Consider the following 15,185-nt stretch of genomic DNA (forward strand, 5'->3'; position numbering starts at 1 on the left):
ATATTAACGATAAGGTTGTGCCGGGATCGCATATCGCGCCCGTTGATTCGATGTTTCCGACGTGGTGGCCGGCAACGGGCCGTCTCCGCTGCGTTTCCTCCCAGGTGGGTACGGCCTGGACCATATCTGGTGATGATTTCCGGGGGAATGTCATGCAGGCGGACTTGCCGGCTGCGGCGGGTTCGTCTGCGCGATTGGATCTGCAGCCTCAAAATCTTGGTGCACAGGCGCGCGGCTGGCTGTGGCGGACGCGGCGCATGCGGCCCAGGGGGCGAGTGGATGGGCCGCTCGTCTATTCCAAAAGGGAGGCCGGCCGCAGGGCCTGTTATCTGCGTGTCCTGGAGCGCCTGTTCGGCGCGCGCCGGGCCAGCTTGCGCGAGGTGATTTTTTCCCGTGCGCCCATCCTGTTCCTGATGGTGGAGGAGGCTTTCCTGCTCTATGTCGCGGTCGGCCTCCTGCGTGCGCTCCTTGGGCGGCGGACGGCTGGACTGCTGCTGCGGCCGATGCCGCTTTCGGCCTCCGCCCGTTGCTCCTGCCGCTGGAAACGGAGCATCCTCGGCTGGCTGAAGCGCTTTCGCTCCATTCACACTTTGACCATCCTTCCCTTCAGCGTGTTCCCGGCCTTTTCCACGATCGCGAAGGGCTGGATCTACGATTTCCAGCTTTGGGACCTGACGGATGAAGAGCGGGAGGCGGTGGAGCTGCTGCGCAGCGAGCGACAACCGGGCGAGCGCCTGGTCCTGACGGCGATCGGCACGCAGAACCGCCGCAAGGGGTTCGACCTCTTCACCGACAGCTATGTGCGCAGCACCGCCCTCCGGGAGCGTTTCCAGTTCATTTCCTGCGGCAGGATCGAACCTAGGATCGACGCCTATGCAGCGGTCTTCCGCGAGGCGGGCGGGGTTTGCGTGAACCGCAGTGTTACGGATGCCGAACTGCTCGGGGCCTATGCGGCGAGCGATGCGGTCTGGTGCTTCTACCCGCCCTTCGGCGATCACGCCTCGGGGGTTCTCGGTCGGGCGGCGCAGCTCGGCATCCCGGCTGTCGTGCGCTATGGTTCGGTCGCGCATCGCCTTTGCATTGTCGAAAACATCCCGCATGTGGCGGCAACGCCGGATGGCATTGCCGAGCAGCTGGCCGGCCCGCTCCCCCCAAGGGACGAAGCCCGCGGCCGCATCGCCGCCAGCCGTTTCGCCGGGCAGAGCGAGGCAACGCTCCGCACGGCCCTCGGCCTTGCGGGCCCGGCCGCATCTGACCGTGCCCCGCCGCCGTGACTCTCTAGCGAAAGGCTTTTTCCGTTGCGGATCGCCGAGGGGTGTTGCGGGCTATTGTTGTTCCACTTGCTCGATCAAGGCGCGGCAGGGCGAGACAGGCTGCGCGGCCGGACGATCCTGATAGACAAGCTGGATGGCCTCATCGCAGGCTATCTGAAAGATCGACTACAACAACTGGAGTGCCTCGTAACCATTCTCGACCGTCGCCAAAAAAGCACAATTCGGTCAGCAATTTAGAGAAAAGAAATGGCGCGCCGCGCTGGGCGATGATGAGAACTATGTCTACGCTATAGCCCTCCTTTAAGCCCGTTCACACCAACTCCTCGTGCCACTAAATCAGCTTTACGCCACAAGGGAGCACCGCAGCCTGGAAGGATGTAAGTTCCAGGCGAGCACGCCATAAACGAGGTCCGAATTGGGGCCGGTTTCGACAGTCTGGTCGTGCGGTGAAATCGTAAGAAACGGCCACCCCTCCGCTCTGACATTCATTGGGCGGTGTATTATTAGCTTTCCTTGCTATCGCCTACGGGGCCTTAATCGCCGCCTTCAATTGACAGTCCAATAATATCCGCTATTCTGGATGTATGGATAACAACTCAGCTATAGCGGTACTCGGCGCCTTGGCCCAGACCACGCGACTGGAGACTTTCCGGCTTCTGGTGCGACACGAGCCTGACGGCATTCCGGCCGGCGAGCTGGCCCGCCTCATCGATGTGCCGCAGAACACCATGTCTGCGCATCTTGCGACACTGTCGCGGGCAGGCCTGGTCACGAGCGAGCGGCAGAGCCGGTCGATCATTTACCGCGCCGATCTCAACGGCTTGCGTGAACTGACGCTGTTCCTCCTGAAGGACTGCTGCGGTGGATCGACGGAGCTTTGCGCCCCGCTGATCGCCGAGCTGACGCCGTGCTGCGGCACGGAGGCGAAGGTGTCATGAGCACCATCAGGCTGGAGCAGATCACAGGCAGCGATGCTGACCTCAAGATGGCGTTGACGGACGCCCGTCTACCCACCGACGACATTGAGGATGGCGGCCGCACCTTCTTTAAGGCGCTGTCAGCGGATGGCCGGATCGTTGGCTTCTCCGGCGTTGAGCGCTGCGATGGTGATTACCTCCTCCGCTCGGTCGTCGTGCATCCGGATCGGCGCGGAACCGGCCTAGGGAAAGCCGTCGTCGAGGCGACGGTTGCCAGTCTCGACCCTGGCAGCGGCGTCTTCCTCGCAACGACGAGCGCGGCGCCGTTCTTCGCGCGCCTCGGATTTTCTGAAGTCCGGCGGGACAGCGTCCCTGCTGCGGTGCTGGCGACCCGCCAGCTTTCCTCCATTTGCCCATCATCGGCGACTATCATGAGGCTCACCAGGCCGCCGACCTAACCATGGACCACGACCATGACCGACAAGACCTACAACGTGCTGTTCCTCTGCACGGGCAATTCCGCTCGTTCTATTCTCGCCGAATCCATCCTCAACAACGAGGGTGGCGGACGGTTCAAAGCCTTCTCCGCCGGCAGCCAGCCGAAGGGCGAAGTCAACCCGCACGCCCTGACGGAACTCGAAGCGCTCGGCTATCCATCGATGGGCTTTTCGTCGAAAAGCTGGGACGTCTTCGCTGAGCTAGGCGCGCCGCAAATGGACTTCATCTTCACGGTCTGCGACAGCGCCGCCGGCGAACCCTGCCCGGTCTGGATCGGCCATCCGATGACAGCCCATTGGGGCGTCGAGGATCCGGCCTCCGTCGTCGGCTCCGACGTGGAGATCCAACGTGCCTTCGCCCAGGCCGCCCGCTTCCTCAAGAACGGGATCATGGCCTTCATCAATCTCCCGCTTGCCTCGATCGATCGCATGGCGCTGGAGACCAGGCTGCGGCAGATCGGTGCGATGGAGGGCACGACCAGCCCCGCAGGAAAGTTCGCCTGATGTCCACATTCGAACGCTATCTCACCATCTGGGTCTTCCTCTGCATCATCGTCGGCGTGGCCCTTGGCCATCTCATGCCCGGTCTCTTCCAGGTCGTCGGCGCAGCCGAGATCGCCAAGGTGAACATCCCCGTCGCGATTCTGATCTGGCTGATGATCGTCCCGATGCTGCTGAAGATCGATTTCCGGTCGCTGGCGCAGGTCGGCACTTACTGGCGCGGCATCGGCGTGACCCTGTTCATCAACTGGGCGATCAAGCCGTTCTCGATGGCGCTGCTCGGCTGGCTGTTCATCGGCTGGCTGTTCCGCCCCTATCTGCCCACCGATCAGATCGACTCCTACATCGCCGGCCTGATCATCCTAGCCGCTGCACCCTGCACGGCCATGGTCTTCGTCTGGAGCAACCTGACACGCGGCGAACCGCTGTTCACCTTGTCGCAGGTCGCGCTGAATGACGCGATCATGGTCGTCGCCTTCGCGCCGATCGTCGGCCTACTGCTCGGCCTTTCCGCCATTACCGTGCCGTGGGACACGCTTGTCCTGTCGGTTGCCCTCTACATCGTCGTGCCCGTCATCATCGCGCAGGTCATCCGCCGCCGGCTTACGGCTGATGGAACAACGCGGGCGCTGGATGGAATGCTCGCGAAGCTGCAACCCATCTCGCTGGTGGCGCTTCTGGCAACGCTCGTCCTGCTCTTCGCCTTCCAGGGCGAACAGATCATCGCCCAGCCCGCCGTCATCGGCTTGCTCGCCATCCCGATCCTGATTCAGGTCTATTTCAACTCCGGCCTCGCCTATCTCTTGAACCGGATAACCGGCGAACAGCATTGCGTTGCCGGTCCGTCGGCTCTGATCGGGGCCAGCAACTTCTTCGAGCTCGCGGTCGCGGCCGCCATCAGCCTGTTCGGCTTCCAGTCCGGCGCAGCACTCGCCACCGTCGTCGGCGTGCTGATCGAGGCTCCGGTGATGTTGTCGGTCGTGTGGATCGTGAACCGCTCGAAGGATTGGTACGAGGCTGCCCCCGCCGTTTCCCGAACCACCGTCACCGAAAGGCACTGACCATGGATGCCATTATCTACCATAACCCGTCCTGCGGAACATCCCGCAACACGCTGGAGCTGATCCGCGCGGCCGGGATCGAACCGATCGTTGTCGAATATCTCCAGGAGCCGCCGGCGCGGGAGCAGCTTGCGACGATGATTGCAGATGCCGGCCTGACGGTTCGCGAAGCCATCCGCGAGAAGGGCACTCCCTACGCCGAACTTGGCCTCGACAACCCCGACCTGACCGACGACCAGTTGCTCGACGCAATGATCGCGACGCCGATCCTGATCAACCGCCCCTTCGTCGTGACACCGCTCGGCACCCGTCTCGCTCGCCCGTCCGAGATCGCCCTCGACATCCTGCCCGATACTTTCAAGGGGCCGTTCTTCAAGGAGGATGGGGAACAGATCCTCGACCAGGAAGGAAAGCGCATTGCCTGACACATTCCCCCCATTGCAGGGCGACCACCTGTATTCGATCGATCTCGATGCCCTTCGCCCGGCCTTCTCGACGCATAAGCCACGCATCCTGATCCTCTATGGCTCGCTGCGCGAGATCTCGTATAGCCGTCTGCTTGCCTTCGAAGCCCGCCGGTTGCTCGAACGGCTTGGATGCGAGGTCCGGATCTTCGACCCGAAGGGCCTGCCGCTCCCGGATGAAGCGCCAGTGACCCACCCGAAGGTGCAAGAGCTGCGCGAGCTTTCGCATTGGTCGGAGGGGCAGGTCTGGGTGAGCCCGGAACGCCATGGCGCGATGACCGGCATCATGAAGTCCCAGATCGACTGGATTCCACTCTCGGTCGGGTCGGTTCGGCCGACACAGGGCAAGACGCTCGCCGTCATGGAGGTCTCGGGCGGTAGCCAGTCCTTCAATGCCGTGAACCAGATGCGCATCCTCGGTCGCTGGATGCGGATGATCACCATCCCCAACCAGTCCTCTGTCGCCAAGGCCTATCAGGAATTCGACGCCGATGGTCGGATGAAGCCCTCGTCCTACTACGACCGGGTAGCGGACGTCTGCGAGGAGCTTGTGAAGTTCACTATCCTCACGCGCGACGCGTCCGCCTATCTCACCGACCGTTACAGCGAGCGGAAGGAACAGGTGGCCGAGCTTGAGAAGCGTGTATCGTTGAGGTCGATTTAGCATGGCCTCCAGCCGTCTGGTCGCCAACGACAGTGATGGTGCGCTTTCCGGGATAAGGGAAACGTCAACGCAGCCATCGCCGTGTGGTGTTCGCTCGCAGGGCAGCGTGATATAAGAGGAATCCGGGTCGACTAAATTCGACCCGCTGGTATGCCACAGCAACGGGTATCCAAGGTAATATGAGCAAACGTCCCCAAAGACTGCCTTCGTACGATCGGTGTGACGACGACGCCTAGCTCTCGGCGTCCCGCAACCTTCGTCTGAACCTTCTTTGGAGATAGTCATGTCCTCGCTTTCGCCTCGCGTGGCGATTGTAGGGGCGTGTTTGTGCTGGGCTCTTGGTACGATCCTCAGCAAGACACTCCTCTCGTCGTTTCCACCTGTCACAATTCTTGTTTTTCAGCTCGTGCCGAGCGTCATCGCACTTTGGCTGGCGGTTGCTTTCACCAAGCCGGATATTCCAGCCGTCCGCTTGTTGTTGCCTATCGGCTTGCTCGGCCTTCTCAATCCCGGATGGGCCTACACATTCAGCATGTTCGGCCTCTCCCAGACCAGCGCGAGTGTCACGGCCTTGCTCTGGGCCTTCGAGCCCATTCTCATCCTCGGCCTTGCCTGGATGTTTCTCAAGGAATGAATTGATCGCCAACTCGTCGGCCTCGTGGCTCTCGCGACAAGCGGGATTTTGCTGGTCAGCGGCGTCTGGATTGGCGAGCCGTCTTCAACCGTGAAGCTGGGGACAGCTCTGATTCTCGCGGGCGTTCTGTGCTGTGCGATCTACACGGCCCTGGCGCGCAATATCATCGCCGATCCGCTCTTCACGGTCGCCATCCAGCAAACCGTGGCTCTCGGCTGGATGCTCGCGATCTGGCCGCTTGAACTGTCCCGGGTCGATCTATCGAGCGCAGCCACCGTATCGGTCCAGGACATCGCGACGATCATTCTCTCGGGGCTGCTCTACTATGCGCTTGCCTATTGGCTCTATCTGTACGCGCTCCGGTCTATGCGGGCGAGCGTTGCTGGTAGCTTCTTCAACCTCATTCCAGTGTTCGGGGTCATCGGGTCGTTCCTCTTCCTGGGCGAGCGTCTCACCACCCTGCAATGGTTGGGAGCCGCGCTGATCATCGGCGTGGCGATGGCGGTTCTGCGGCGGGACGCGGACGAACTTCCTATCGAGTCAGTCCAAAGCATGGGTACCTCGCAACGATCCCAACCACTGTCGATGCTCGACGAACACCAACTTGATGATATCGGACTGACTCGGAAACAAGCATCTGAGGTCGACAAGAGGAGGATTGCTCGACAAAAGCCGTGAAGCGCCCAGGCATCGACGATACCCGTTGGTTGCGGTCAATTTGACGGGCTCGGCGAGGCGACGAGGCTCCGCTTCGTCGCCATCGCCACCGCGACAAACGCCGCAACGCCGATCGAGCCGAGCGCGGCGCTCAAGACGAGCGACGTGCCTATGCCGAACTGCTCCATCGTCGCCGCGAAGGCAAACGGCGCAGCCGCGCCGGCGGCTAGTCGTGATGCGGCCATCTTGCCGGTGAGCGCACCGTATCCGTCCGAGCCGAACAGGTAGAGCGGTAAGCTGCCCTGGGCGATGCTGTTGATACCCGATCCGAGGCCGAGGCAAATCGAGAAGGCAACCGCACCGGGGAGCCAGTTGCCGGATAGCGCCAGAATGACAACGCTCAGCACCATGAAGGCTGCGGAGAGAACCGCAAGGCCCGGCGGTGCGAGGCGTGTGCCGAAGATCATGTTGATCAGGCGGCTGAGAACCTGCGCCGGGCCGAACAGCGAGCCGATGACGACGGCGGCGCTTCCGAATCCAAGCGCACCGAGCATCGGGACCATATGGGCGAGCATGGCTCCAAGCGTGAAGCCGAGCAGCGCGAATGCTGCCGAGACGGCAAGGACAGCGCCGCGGCGGCGCTCGCGAGGAATGGCCCCGATGACAGGTTCGCGTATGGGTCTTTGCCCGCCGGTCGCGGCCACCTTTCCCTTCCGCATGATCCAGACGTGGAACGGCATGCAAACGAGGAGATTCAGCCCGGCATAGACAAGGTAGATTTCCCGCCAGGACAGATAGCCGAGCAGTGCCGTGGCAATCGGCCAAAAAATCGTGGAGGCAAATCCCGCAATCAGCGTGAGATAGGTGATGCTCCGCGATGCAGACCGGGGATCGGCTTCCACCAGCGCCGCGAAGGCCGCCTGGTACTGGACCATGCCGGACGATATCTCCAACAGGACGATGGCCAGTGCAAAGATCGCCACAGATGGCGACCAGGCGCACAGGATCAAGGTCAGTGCGGACAACGCCGAGCCGATCGCCATTACCGATGCCGCGCCAATGCGATCCATCTGCCGGCCGATATACGGTGCTGACAGGCCGCCAACGAACAGCGAGGCCGAGAAGACGGCAAAGACCTGCGGGACCGTGATGCCGAGATCCGCGGCCATGCCGGGCGCCAGAATGCTGAAGCTGTAATAGAGGGTGCCGTAGCCGATGATCTGGGTCAGGCCGAGCGCGGCGACGAAGCCGACAGGAACATTCGCGTTACGCAACGGCGTCGTCCTCGTTCAGGGCAGCGCCCGTCTTGCAGCAGCCATCGGACCGCTCGACACCCTCGCGGATGATGGGATGACCGGCACAGCAGTCCTCCATCAGGAATTTCACGAGATCGGCCAGCGCATCGTAGCTGGCGCTATAGACGATCGAGCGGGATTGGCGCTGCTGCGTGACAAGGCCCGACCGTTCCAGTTCTTTCAGATGGAAGGACACATTCGACGGCGACACGCCCATGCGCTCGGCGATCAGGCCGGCGGCAAGTCCGTCCGCGCCAGCGACGACCAGCGTTCGGACAACGGCGAGACGGGTTTCCTGCGACAGGGCCGCGAATGACGTGAGGGCTTGACGCTCATCCATATTTCAATAATCCTTGAATTATTGAATGATAGGAGTAGCGCACATGAACGCGATCGACAAGGCCGTTTCGTCCGACATTACGCTTGGCCAGCTTCTTGATGAGCTGGCGGCCGCGCCAGAGGCGCCGCTGGTGTTTCTCTACGAAGAGCAGCCGGTGAAGGCGGGCTATCACGTCACCGAGGTCAAGGCGGGCGCCTTCTCGGCACTCGACTGCGGCGCCAATCCGGAAGCCTGGTCAGAGATCTTCGTCCAACTCTGGGATATCGACGAGGACGGCAAGAGCCACATGCCGGCGGGCAGGTTCTCCGCGATTATTCGCAAGGTTTCGGACCACGTTCGGCTTGACCCGGCCGCCAAACTCACCTTCGAGGTCAGCGACGGGAGCCGGCCGATGGCCCTCTATTGTGCATCCTCCCCGCGTCTGGTCGGAGGTCGGTTCGAGGTGGTGCTCGCCGCCCGGCCGTCGAGCTGCAAACCGCGCGATCGATGGTTGGCGGAGCAGGCGACCGCAGTGAGTTCTTGTTGTGCGCCAGCAAACAGCAACTCTAAGTATTGCGCCTGAGAACATCAAGAAGGCCCGAGTAGAGGCGGCCTGGAAAGCTTTCCGACTGCTCCGCACCCTAGGATCGCCATTTTTTCCAACCCAAATCGAATAGCTGCTTTGGGTAGGCTTGACGAATGAGCCGATGGCCGAACTGGAGGCGCATTGCGGCCATGCAAATCTAATTACGACACGTTTCTATCGGGATCGCGATCGACCGCAGACGATACGAACTTCTTGCCGCCGAATACCGCCGTTTGAGCGCTTTTCTGCCTAGGTGACCTCAGTGCCATACGCAAAGGCGGATGTTTGGCGACCATAGCGTATTGTAGAGGGCAATCGGCGGAATTTGGCGCACCGCACCGGGTGAAGAAGATAACTTTATCTACTCCATAGCCCTCTCATGATGGGCACGTCTGGATGAGCGCATGGCTATTGTGACACCGGCACAAAGTCCGATGCAAGGTGGGGAGTAAACGACCTGGCGGGTGTGCTGTGCGCGTCTGTTTGTGGCGACGATTGATCAAACTCTCATCGGCGGATTGACTACCGTACGACCCTTTTCCATCGTGGACCTTCCTCCGGCTCTAAATCGGGCGTCGTAAGACACTGCCCCAGGGCTATATCGAGGATTGTCAACGTCAATCAGGGCGCGCAGCACGCCAGCCAGGTCGGAATTTCAACGATCCGATCTTCTCCTTTCCGTTCGTCCGTGAGTGGCTAACCACAGCGAGCGTCAGGCCAGCCTTGAGGCCGGCACGGGCGTATGGCAGGCAATGTCCCAGATGAAGCCCGCCAACTCGCGCGCGACCGCCACCACGATCTTTGCCGCGTGCTTGCCGGTTCCGGCCAGACGGCGGAACTTCGCGCACAAGCGGGTCTGTGCCTCCCAGGCGACGGCCCGGACGTGATTGGGCAGTCCGGCATTGCTTTCCCGCAGCACTCGCCCCTCCCGTGCGGGATAGCGGTATTGCCACGCGGATTCGATCAGCACGTCGCGGGCGGCGACGTTGCCGGTACGGGTGAGTTCGCCGCGTCTGGTCCGCGTTTCGCTCGAATGCTCGGCCGGCACTAGGCCCAGCCAGGCCATCAGCTTTTTCGGGCTGTCGAACCGATGCAGATCGCCGATCTCCGCGACGCGTGTGACGGCCGCGATGAACTTGATGCCGCGCAGCGCCTGGAGCGCGGTCACAACCGGGGCCAGTGGCCAATCCAGGGCCGCCTCCTCAAGAATCTGCTCCAGCCGCGCGCAGCGCTCCTCCAGTTCGTGGATGCGGCGCTTGTGTTCCTCATAGGCGAACTGCTCGTGGGCAAAAGCAAAGCGCTGGTCCGAGAGCCAGCGCCAGTGCATTCGGCCCCATATGGCCTTTCCCGGATACAAGCGGTCGTGCCGCAGCAGGAAGCTCTTCAGCGTGTTCTTCGCCGAAACCAGATCCTGCTTTGCCTGCCGGCGTGCCCGCACCACATCGCGGATCGCCTCATGCGCCTTGTCCGGCACCCAGACGGCGGTGAGTTCACCGGCGCGCAACAGCCGGTCCGGCGTCTGCGCATCGCGGCGTTCGGTTTTACACGATCATTCGGCCGACGCGGCATCGAGGATGGCGAGATCACGACGCAGTCGATCCCGAGGCTTTTCAGAAAACGATAGATCACGAACCCGCATGGGCCGGCCTCATCGCAGACTTTCAGCGGCGCGCCGTCCTTGCCGATGCTCGCTAGCGCTTTGTCTAGCAAGGTGCAGTCATTGGCCACGGTTCCGAAGAACCGCACCTCCCGGTCGCCACCGTCATCGGCGACGGCAATCGATATCGTGTCCCGGTGGACATCGAGGCCGATGTATTTCGTCAAGATCGCCATAGTCTCTTCCTTCCGTTGCACATTTTCCAATGCGCAACATCCAGAAACCCCAGCACGCAGGGCAAGTGACCATCATAGGGTCTCTAAAACAGCATTCCAGAGGCGATGGCCCGGCAATCTGGCCTCGGTGCGATGGCCGAGGCCGTATCTGTGGTGGTCAAGGTGGAAGGCTATGCACTCCGCGTTTCGCCCGATAGGCCAAACGTCCGGGTGGTGGTGTCAACTTTGTCGATCAAGTCTTCCGCCCCAATGAAGCCGGTCGCGATCGGAACAAGGTGATCAGCGGTCTTAAGGAGCATGGTTGGGAAGCCCCGCACGCCCCAGTCGCGGCTCTTCGCGAAGTCGCCCCTCGTCCATTCACGCGCTTCATCGCTGGCAAATAGTTCGCTGAAGCGGGAAAAATCGATCTCCGCGGCCTCCACGATGTCCTCGTAAAAGCCGAGTCGGGTCGGATCGGCTCCATCGACGTAGAACTTGTGCTGGATCGCGGCGAACACATCGTAGAGTTGGCGCGAATGAGCCGAGGAGCCCAGCATGTGCCGTACCGTCACAACGGCGCGACATGCCGGCTCGGTATCGTAAGTGAAGTGATCGAGATCGAGAATGCCGAAGGAAAAGGGTTGTCCGCTCGCCGCACCGATTTCTGTCCAGTGATGGCGCAGAAAGGCCTTAAATCTGGCATCCCATGCATCGCCGCCGCCGGGCCGCAGACCGCCCAGCACGATGGAAAAGCCCAGGCCGCGTTGCTTGCAATGGTCCTGGATGCGCCGAAGCGCCGGCGCGATGCCCCAGCACCAGGAACACATCGGATCACCGACATAGACGAGCGCGCTCTCGGTCTTGGCCGTGTCGTCGACGCTGGTCGCATCGTCCAAGGCCGGCGCGGCGCAAATTCCGGTTCCGGTGTCGCATGATATCTTGGCCATTGTGCCTCGCTGTTGCTTGAAGGGTCGCTGGTAGGAATGCAACGGGTTCGCTGCCGCCGTGCGGCGGCAGCGATCATCAGCTGACGGTCAGTCAGGCAGGAAGACCATTTCGAAGCTGTCTTGCGCCGACTTCGCTAGGTCTGGATGAAGCCCCATGACGGGGCCGTCAGCTTGCAGCAGGATATCGCCATGCAGCGCAAGCGAGTCCCAATTCGCAGCAAGTCCCTTGGCGACGTCCTGGTCGAAGAGCTGTGCGACCAGCGCGATGGTGCTCGGATGAACGGTGCCGGCGCCGCCGGAGGTGAAGATCTTGTTCTCGGTATCCGTATGCCAGGCGAGGCGAGGCGAAAGCAGACGCGCGCCGAGCTTCGGCAACCGCCGTGCGAGCGCGACCGGACCGGTTATCGTCTTGCCGTCCAGGATGCCGGAGCGGAAGAGGACGCCGACGCCCGAGCAATTGGCCGCCACCCAGCGGCCCTCGGCGTGATGCTGGCGGATCAGCTCCAGGATGGCGGGATTCTTCGATGCCTGTCCGCCGCCGATGCCGCCCGGCACGTAGAGCACGTCGAACCGGTCGGCGGGTGTGAGCACGCGGTCGGTCTTGATTTCCGTGCCCATATGCGTCGCCACTGGACCAGGCGCGAAACCGCCCATCGTCACCTCGAGCTGGCGACCCTGATGCCCGAAGCTCCAGGCCAATGATCGTACGAGTTCCCAGGCCGCCAGCAGGTCCTGTTCGCTGACCTGCGGGAAAGTGAGGAAATGGATGGATTTGATCTCTGTCATGATGGTTCGCTCCAATGGCAGCGGGGCATCGTTGCGCCCGCTAATGGAGAAAATCTAAGCGTTCAGTATTTGCTTTCAATATTACCAAAAATGGATATATCTGTTCCGAATTATGAACACCCTGCCTTATTCACTGGATGACCTCTATTGGTTCGCTTTGATTGCCGGCGCTGGCAGCCTGTCGCGTGCCTCGCGTGAATACGACGTGGCGAAATCGACGCTCTCGCGCCGCTTGGCGCGGCTGGAGGAGGCGATGGGGATAACCCTCACCCAGCGCAACGCGGCGGTCTCGGGTCTCACCGATGCTGGCAGGAAGCTGTTCGAAGAGGCGCAGCCGCTGATCCGGCATCTGGAAACGTTTTCGAGCGAGTTGATCGGCCGTGAAGGCGAACCGGCGGGCGTGGTCCGGCTGTCCGCTTCGGGCGCATTCGGACATCTCGTCGTGCTGCCGATCGTGCTGGATTTCATGTGCCGATATCCGCGCGTGGATGTCGAAATGGAAATGACGGACCGGCGCGTCGACCTGGTGGCGAATGCGATCGATATCGCGGTACGGATAGGCGTGTTGGCGGATTCCGATCTTTCGGCACGCAAAGTTGCGACCGCGCGGCGTGTCCTGTGCGCCAGTGCGGGCTATGCGAAGACATGCGGGCTACCGACGCAGCCCGACGATCTGGAGAATCACGACTTTCTGACCCAGTCGCGCAACGCGGCGACGCTGGAATTGCGGTCAGGCAGCCGGACGAGAACAATCACCATCCGCCGGCGGTTGCTTCTCGCTCCCTCGGACGAATTGCTGGTGCCGGTGCAGGCAGGGCTTGGAATTGCCCATCTTGCCGAGATTCAGTGTGCACGCCATCTCGCCAGCGGCGAACTTGTCCGTGTGCTGCCGGATTGGGACATCCCCGCGTTCGACATCTATCTGGTCAGCCCCAATCGGCGCTATCGCCCGCGGGCGGTTCGTCTTCTCATGGAAGAACTCGCCGATCGCATACCGATCGTCAGCGGAGAGCTCGTTCCGCAGGAATGAATGTTGGCGGGCCGAAGGCGAAGTGAACCGCCCCGGGTTTGTCGGTTTCGAAGTGGAGCAGGTCCGAGAGGGTTGATTGGGTGCCCTCAATCTGGCACGAGAGCACGGCTTCCTTCCCCACATAAATTTAGAGGAACAGCTCTTGGCGCGGCAGCAGCATGGTGATGCCGTCCAGACGCCCCAAGGCCCGATCGGCTAGGCTCAGCCTTTCCAGCAGGGCCAGCACGTCGATCGACGGTTCAGGTGGGAATGGAGGTGGCACGAAGGCGCGCACGATTTCGCCCGCCATAGGGGCCTCGACGAAGCGGTCTAGCCGAAGGTTAGAAGCTGATTCGGACATGGCCAATTATGAGAGCGCAGTGTTACTTGAACAATTGGCTCTTGGTTCAAATAGCGGTTGAGCTAAGTTAAGCGCCTTCAAATAGCGGAGCGATACCATCATGGGCGGTAGCTGCGTCAGCCGAATGGCTTCTTCGGGCTTAGCGGACGATTGCTCAACTACCGATATGCAGGCACATAGCCGTCATACAAAGCTGCAAACGCGAGGCCTTCGTAGGACGAATGTCCTAGTTGGCCGGGGATGATTCGAACTTCGCTACCGCCAAACGCCGCTGCTTCTACGCTTTTCTGCACATAGGCTGCCCATTGCCCGATGCAAAGGAGTACGTTGCGCGGCTGTAGCGTAGTATAGAGGGCAATCGGCGGAATTTGGCGCACCCGACAGGATTCGAACCTGTGACCTTTGGAATCGGAATCCAACACTCTATCCAGCTGAGCTACGGGTGCCTGCCTTGGCGATGACTCGCCTGTCCGATGAGAGGGTTCTTAGCCTAGCTGGGGGCGGGCTTCAATCGGGAAAATGCAGAAAGGGCAATCTGTTCCGCAGATCGCGCGCTCCGGCATGGTCTGGGTGGAAGGCCGCCGGGTGGCCGGCGGCTTCCGATGGGGGCGGTCAGGTGGTCTGCATGGCGCCGGGGCCGGGGATGGCCTTTTCCGGGACCTTGCCGAGGATGATCATGCCGAGCACCTCGTCCTTGGTGACATCCTCGGTGCGCGCATGGCCGACGACCTGGCCGTTCTTCATCACCGAGACACGATCCGCGAGGTCGAAGACGTCGTGGATGTCGTGGCTGATCAGGAAGATGCCGATGCCTTCCTTCTTCAGCTGCTTGATCAGTTCGCCGACCTGGGCCGTCTCCTGGGGCCCGAGCGCTGCGGTGGGCTCGTCCATGATCAGGATGCGGGCGTTGAACAGGATAGCGCGGGCGATCGCCACCGACTGGCGCTGGCCGCCGGAAAGGGCCTTCACCGGTTCCTTGAAGCGCTGGAAGTTGGGGTTGAGGCGGCCCATCACTTCGCGGGTCTTCGCCTCCATCGCAACGTCGTCGAGGGTGCCCCAGGGGGTCCTCAGTTCGCGGCCGAGATAGAGGTTGGCGGCGGCGTCGACATTGTCGGCGACGGCGAGCGTCTGGTAGATCGTCTCGATACCGTATTTCTTGGCGTCGCGCGGGTTGTTGATGTCGGCGGGCTCGCCGTTGATCAGGATCTCGCCCGCGTCGCGCCTGTAGGCGCCGGAGAGGATCTTGATCAGCGTCGACTTGCCGGCACCGTTGTGGCCGAGCAGGGCGACGACCTCGCCGGGAAAGAGATCGACCGAGGCGTTGTCGACGGCATGGATGCCGCCGAAGGAGATGGAGATGTTCTTCAGCTCCACGAGGGGCGTACTTGTGTCCGTCATTGG

At 61.8% G+C, this 15,185-nt stretch carries 17 protein-coding genes, 1 tRNA gene and 1 pseudogene; 11 read left to right on the plus strand and 8 right to left on the minus strand.

Annotation, left to right across the window (positions count from 1 at the left end; translation table 11 throughout):
• Window positions 1–257 precede the first annotated feature (257 nt).
• From AKG11_RS12505 to AKG11_RS12550, 9 genes are all read left to right on the plus strand, one after another.
• Window positions 258–1,274: a hypothetical protein gene (locus AKG11_RS12505; protein WP_023515280.1), complete on the plus strand. Its 1,017-nt coding sequence runs from the start codon at window positions 258–260 to the stop codon at window positions 1,272–1,274.
• A gap of 584 nt (window positions 1,275–1,858) precedes the next feature.
• Entirely contained in the window at window positions 1,859–2,212 is a 354-nt protein-coding gene (locus AKG11_RS12515) for an ArsR/SmtB family transcription factor (RefSeq protein ID WP_050744105.1), read from the plus strand.
• Complete coding sequence (arsN2, locus tag AKG11_RS12520; protein ID WP_050744106.1) at window positions 2,209–2,649, plus strand: arsenic resistance N-acetyltransferase ArsN2; 441 nt, start codon at window positions 2,209–2,211, stop codon at window positions 2,647–2,649. The genes AKG11_RS12515 and arsN2 overlap by 4 nt, the downstream gene beginning before the upstream one ends.
• A gap of 15 nt (window positions 2,650–2,664) precedes the next feature.
• Window positions 2,665–3,192, plus strand: a complete 528-nt coding sequence (locus AKG11_RS12525) for an arsenate reductase ArsC (RefSeq protein WP_050744107.1) — start codon at window positions 2,665–2,667, stop codon at window positions 3,190–3,192.
• Window positions 3,192–4,250: an ACR3 family arsenite efflux transporter gene (gene arsB, locus AKG11_RS12530; protein ID WP_050744108.1), complete on the plus strand. Its 1,059-nt coding sequence runs from the start codon at window positions 3,192–3,194 to the stop codon at window positions 4,248–4,250. The genes AKG11_RS12525 and arsB overlap by 1 nt, the downstream gene beginning before the upstream one ends.
• A gap of 2 nt (window positions 4,251–4,252) precedes the next feature.
• Window positions 4,253–4,675 carry an arsenate reductase (glutaredoxin) gene (gene arsC / locus AKG11_RS12535; protein ID WP_050744109.1) on the plus strand — a complete coding sequence of 141 codons (423 nt, stop codon included), beginning with the start codon at window positions 4,253–4,255 and terminating at the stop codon, window positions 4,673–4,675.
• On the plus strand, window positions 4,632–5,378 hold the full coding sequence (gene arsH / locus AKG11_RS12540) for an arsenical resistance protein ArsH (protein ID WP_050744110.1): 747 nt from the start codon (window positions 4,632–4,634) through the stop codon (window positions 5,376–5,378). The genes arsC and arsH overlap by 44 nt, the downstream gene beginning before the upstream one ends.
• A 283-nt stretch (window positions 5,379–5,661) precedes the next feature.
• The gene (locus tag AKG11_RS12545) at window positions 5,662–6,012 is read left to right on the plus strand and encodes an EamA family transporter (protein WP_050744111.1); all 351 of its coding nucleotides are present in this window, start codon (window positions 5,662–5,664) and stop codon (window positions 6,010–6,012) included.
• Between the two features lie 24 nt (window positions 6,013–6,036).
• Window positions 6,037–6,690: an EamA family transporter gene (locus tag AKG11_RS12550; protein ID WP_050744112.1), complete on the plus strand. Its 654-nt coding sequence runs from the start codon at window positions 6,037–6,039 to the stop codon at window positions 6,688–6,690.
• Between the two features lie 35 nt (window positions 6,691–6,725).
• Here the strand turns inward: AKG11_RS12550 and arsK are convergent, their stop codons facing one another.
• Entirely contained in the window at window positions 6,726–7,943 is a 1,218-nt protein-coding gene (gene arsK, locus AKG11_RS12555) for an arsenite efflux MFS transporter ArsK (protein ID WP_050744113.1), read from the minus strand.
• Entirely contained in the window at window positions 7,936–8,304 is a 369-nt protein-coding gene (locus AKG11_RS12560; protein WP_050744114.1) for an ArsR/SmtB family transcription factor, read from the minus strand. The genes arsK and AKG11_RS12560 overlap by 8 nt, the downstream gene beginning before the upstream one ends.
• A gap of 43 nt (window positions 8,305–8,347) precedes the next feature.
• Between AKG11_RS12560 and AKG11_RS12565 the strand changes: the two genes are divergently transcribed.
• Complete coding sequence (locus tag AKG11_RS12565) at window positions 8,348–8,866, plus strand: DUF6428 family protein (protein WP_050744115.1); 519 nt, start codon at window positions 8,348–8,350, stop codon at window positions 8,864–8,866.
• A gap of 715 nt (window positions 8,867–9,581) precedes the next feature.
• Here AKG11_RS12565 and AKG11_RS12570 read toward each other — a convergent pair.
• The 3 genes from AKG11_RS12570 to AKG11_RS12580 all read right to left on the minus strand — a co-directional run bounded on the left by AKG11_RS12570 (window position 9,582) and on the right by AKG11_RS12580 (window position 12,414).
• Complete coding sequence (locus AKG11_RS12570) at window positions 9,582–10,373, minus strand: IS110 family RNA-guided transposase (protein WP_371260066.1); 792 nt, start codon at window positions 10,371–10,373, stop codon at window positions 9,582–9,584.
• A gap of 499 nt (window positions 10,374–10,872) precedes the next feature.
• Window positions 10,873–11,628, minus strand: a complete 756-nt coding sequence (locus AKG11_RS12575; protein WP_130514192.1) for a DsbA family protein — start codon at window positions 11,626–11,628, stop codon at window positions 10,873–10,875.
• Between the two features lie 87 nt (window positions 11,629–11,715).
• Window positions 11,716–12,414, minus strand: coding sequence for a DJ-1/PfpI family protein (locus AKG11_RS12580; protein WP_050744117.1), 699 nt, complete (start codon window positions 12,412–12,414; stop codon window positions 11,716–11,718).
• A gap of 112 nt (window positions 12,415–12,526) precedes the next feature.
• Here AKG11_RS12580 and AKG11_RS12585 point away from each other — a divergent pair, with 112 nt between their 5' ends.
• Window positions 12,527–13,444 (plus strand): LysR family transcriptional regulator, encoded by a 918-nt coding sequence (locus tag AKG11_RS12585; protein ID WP_050744118.1) that lies wholly within the window; start codon window positions 12,527–12,529, stop codon window positions 13,442–13,444.
• 40 nt (window positions 13,445–13,484) lie between these two features.
• Here AKG11_RS12585 and AKG11_RS12590 read toward each other — a convergent pair.
• The 3 genes and pseudogenes from AKG11_RS12590 to AKG11_RS12600 form a co-directional block, all read right to left on the minus strand.
• Window positions 13,485–13,784: pseudogene (locus AKG11_RS12590) on the minus strand (Fic/DOC family N-terminal domain-containing protein); the annotation flags it as partial.
• Window positions 13,785–14,153: 369 nt separating this feature from the next.
• Window positions 14,154–14,230: transfer RNA gene (locus AKG11_RS12595), tRNA-Arg, on the minus strand.
• A gap of 166 nt (window positions 14,231–14,396) precedes the next feature.
• A complete protein-coding gene (locus tag AKG11_RS12600; RefSeq protein ID WP_023515279.1) occupies window positions 14,397–15,182 on the minus strand; it encodes an ATP-binding cassette domain-containing protein in 786 nt (261 codons plus the stop codon).
• Between the last annotated feature and the right edge of the window lie 3 nt (window positions 15,183–15,185).

Source organism: Shinella sp. SUS2, from assembly GCF_001262505.1.
In the GTDB taxonomy this organism is placed as follows: Bacteria; Pseudomonadota; Alphaproteobacteria; order Rhizobiales; family Rhizobiaceae; genus Shinella.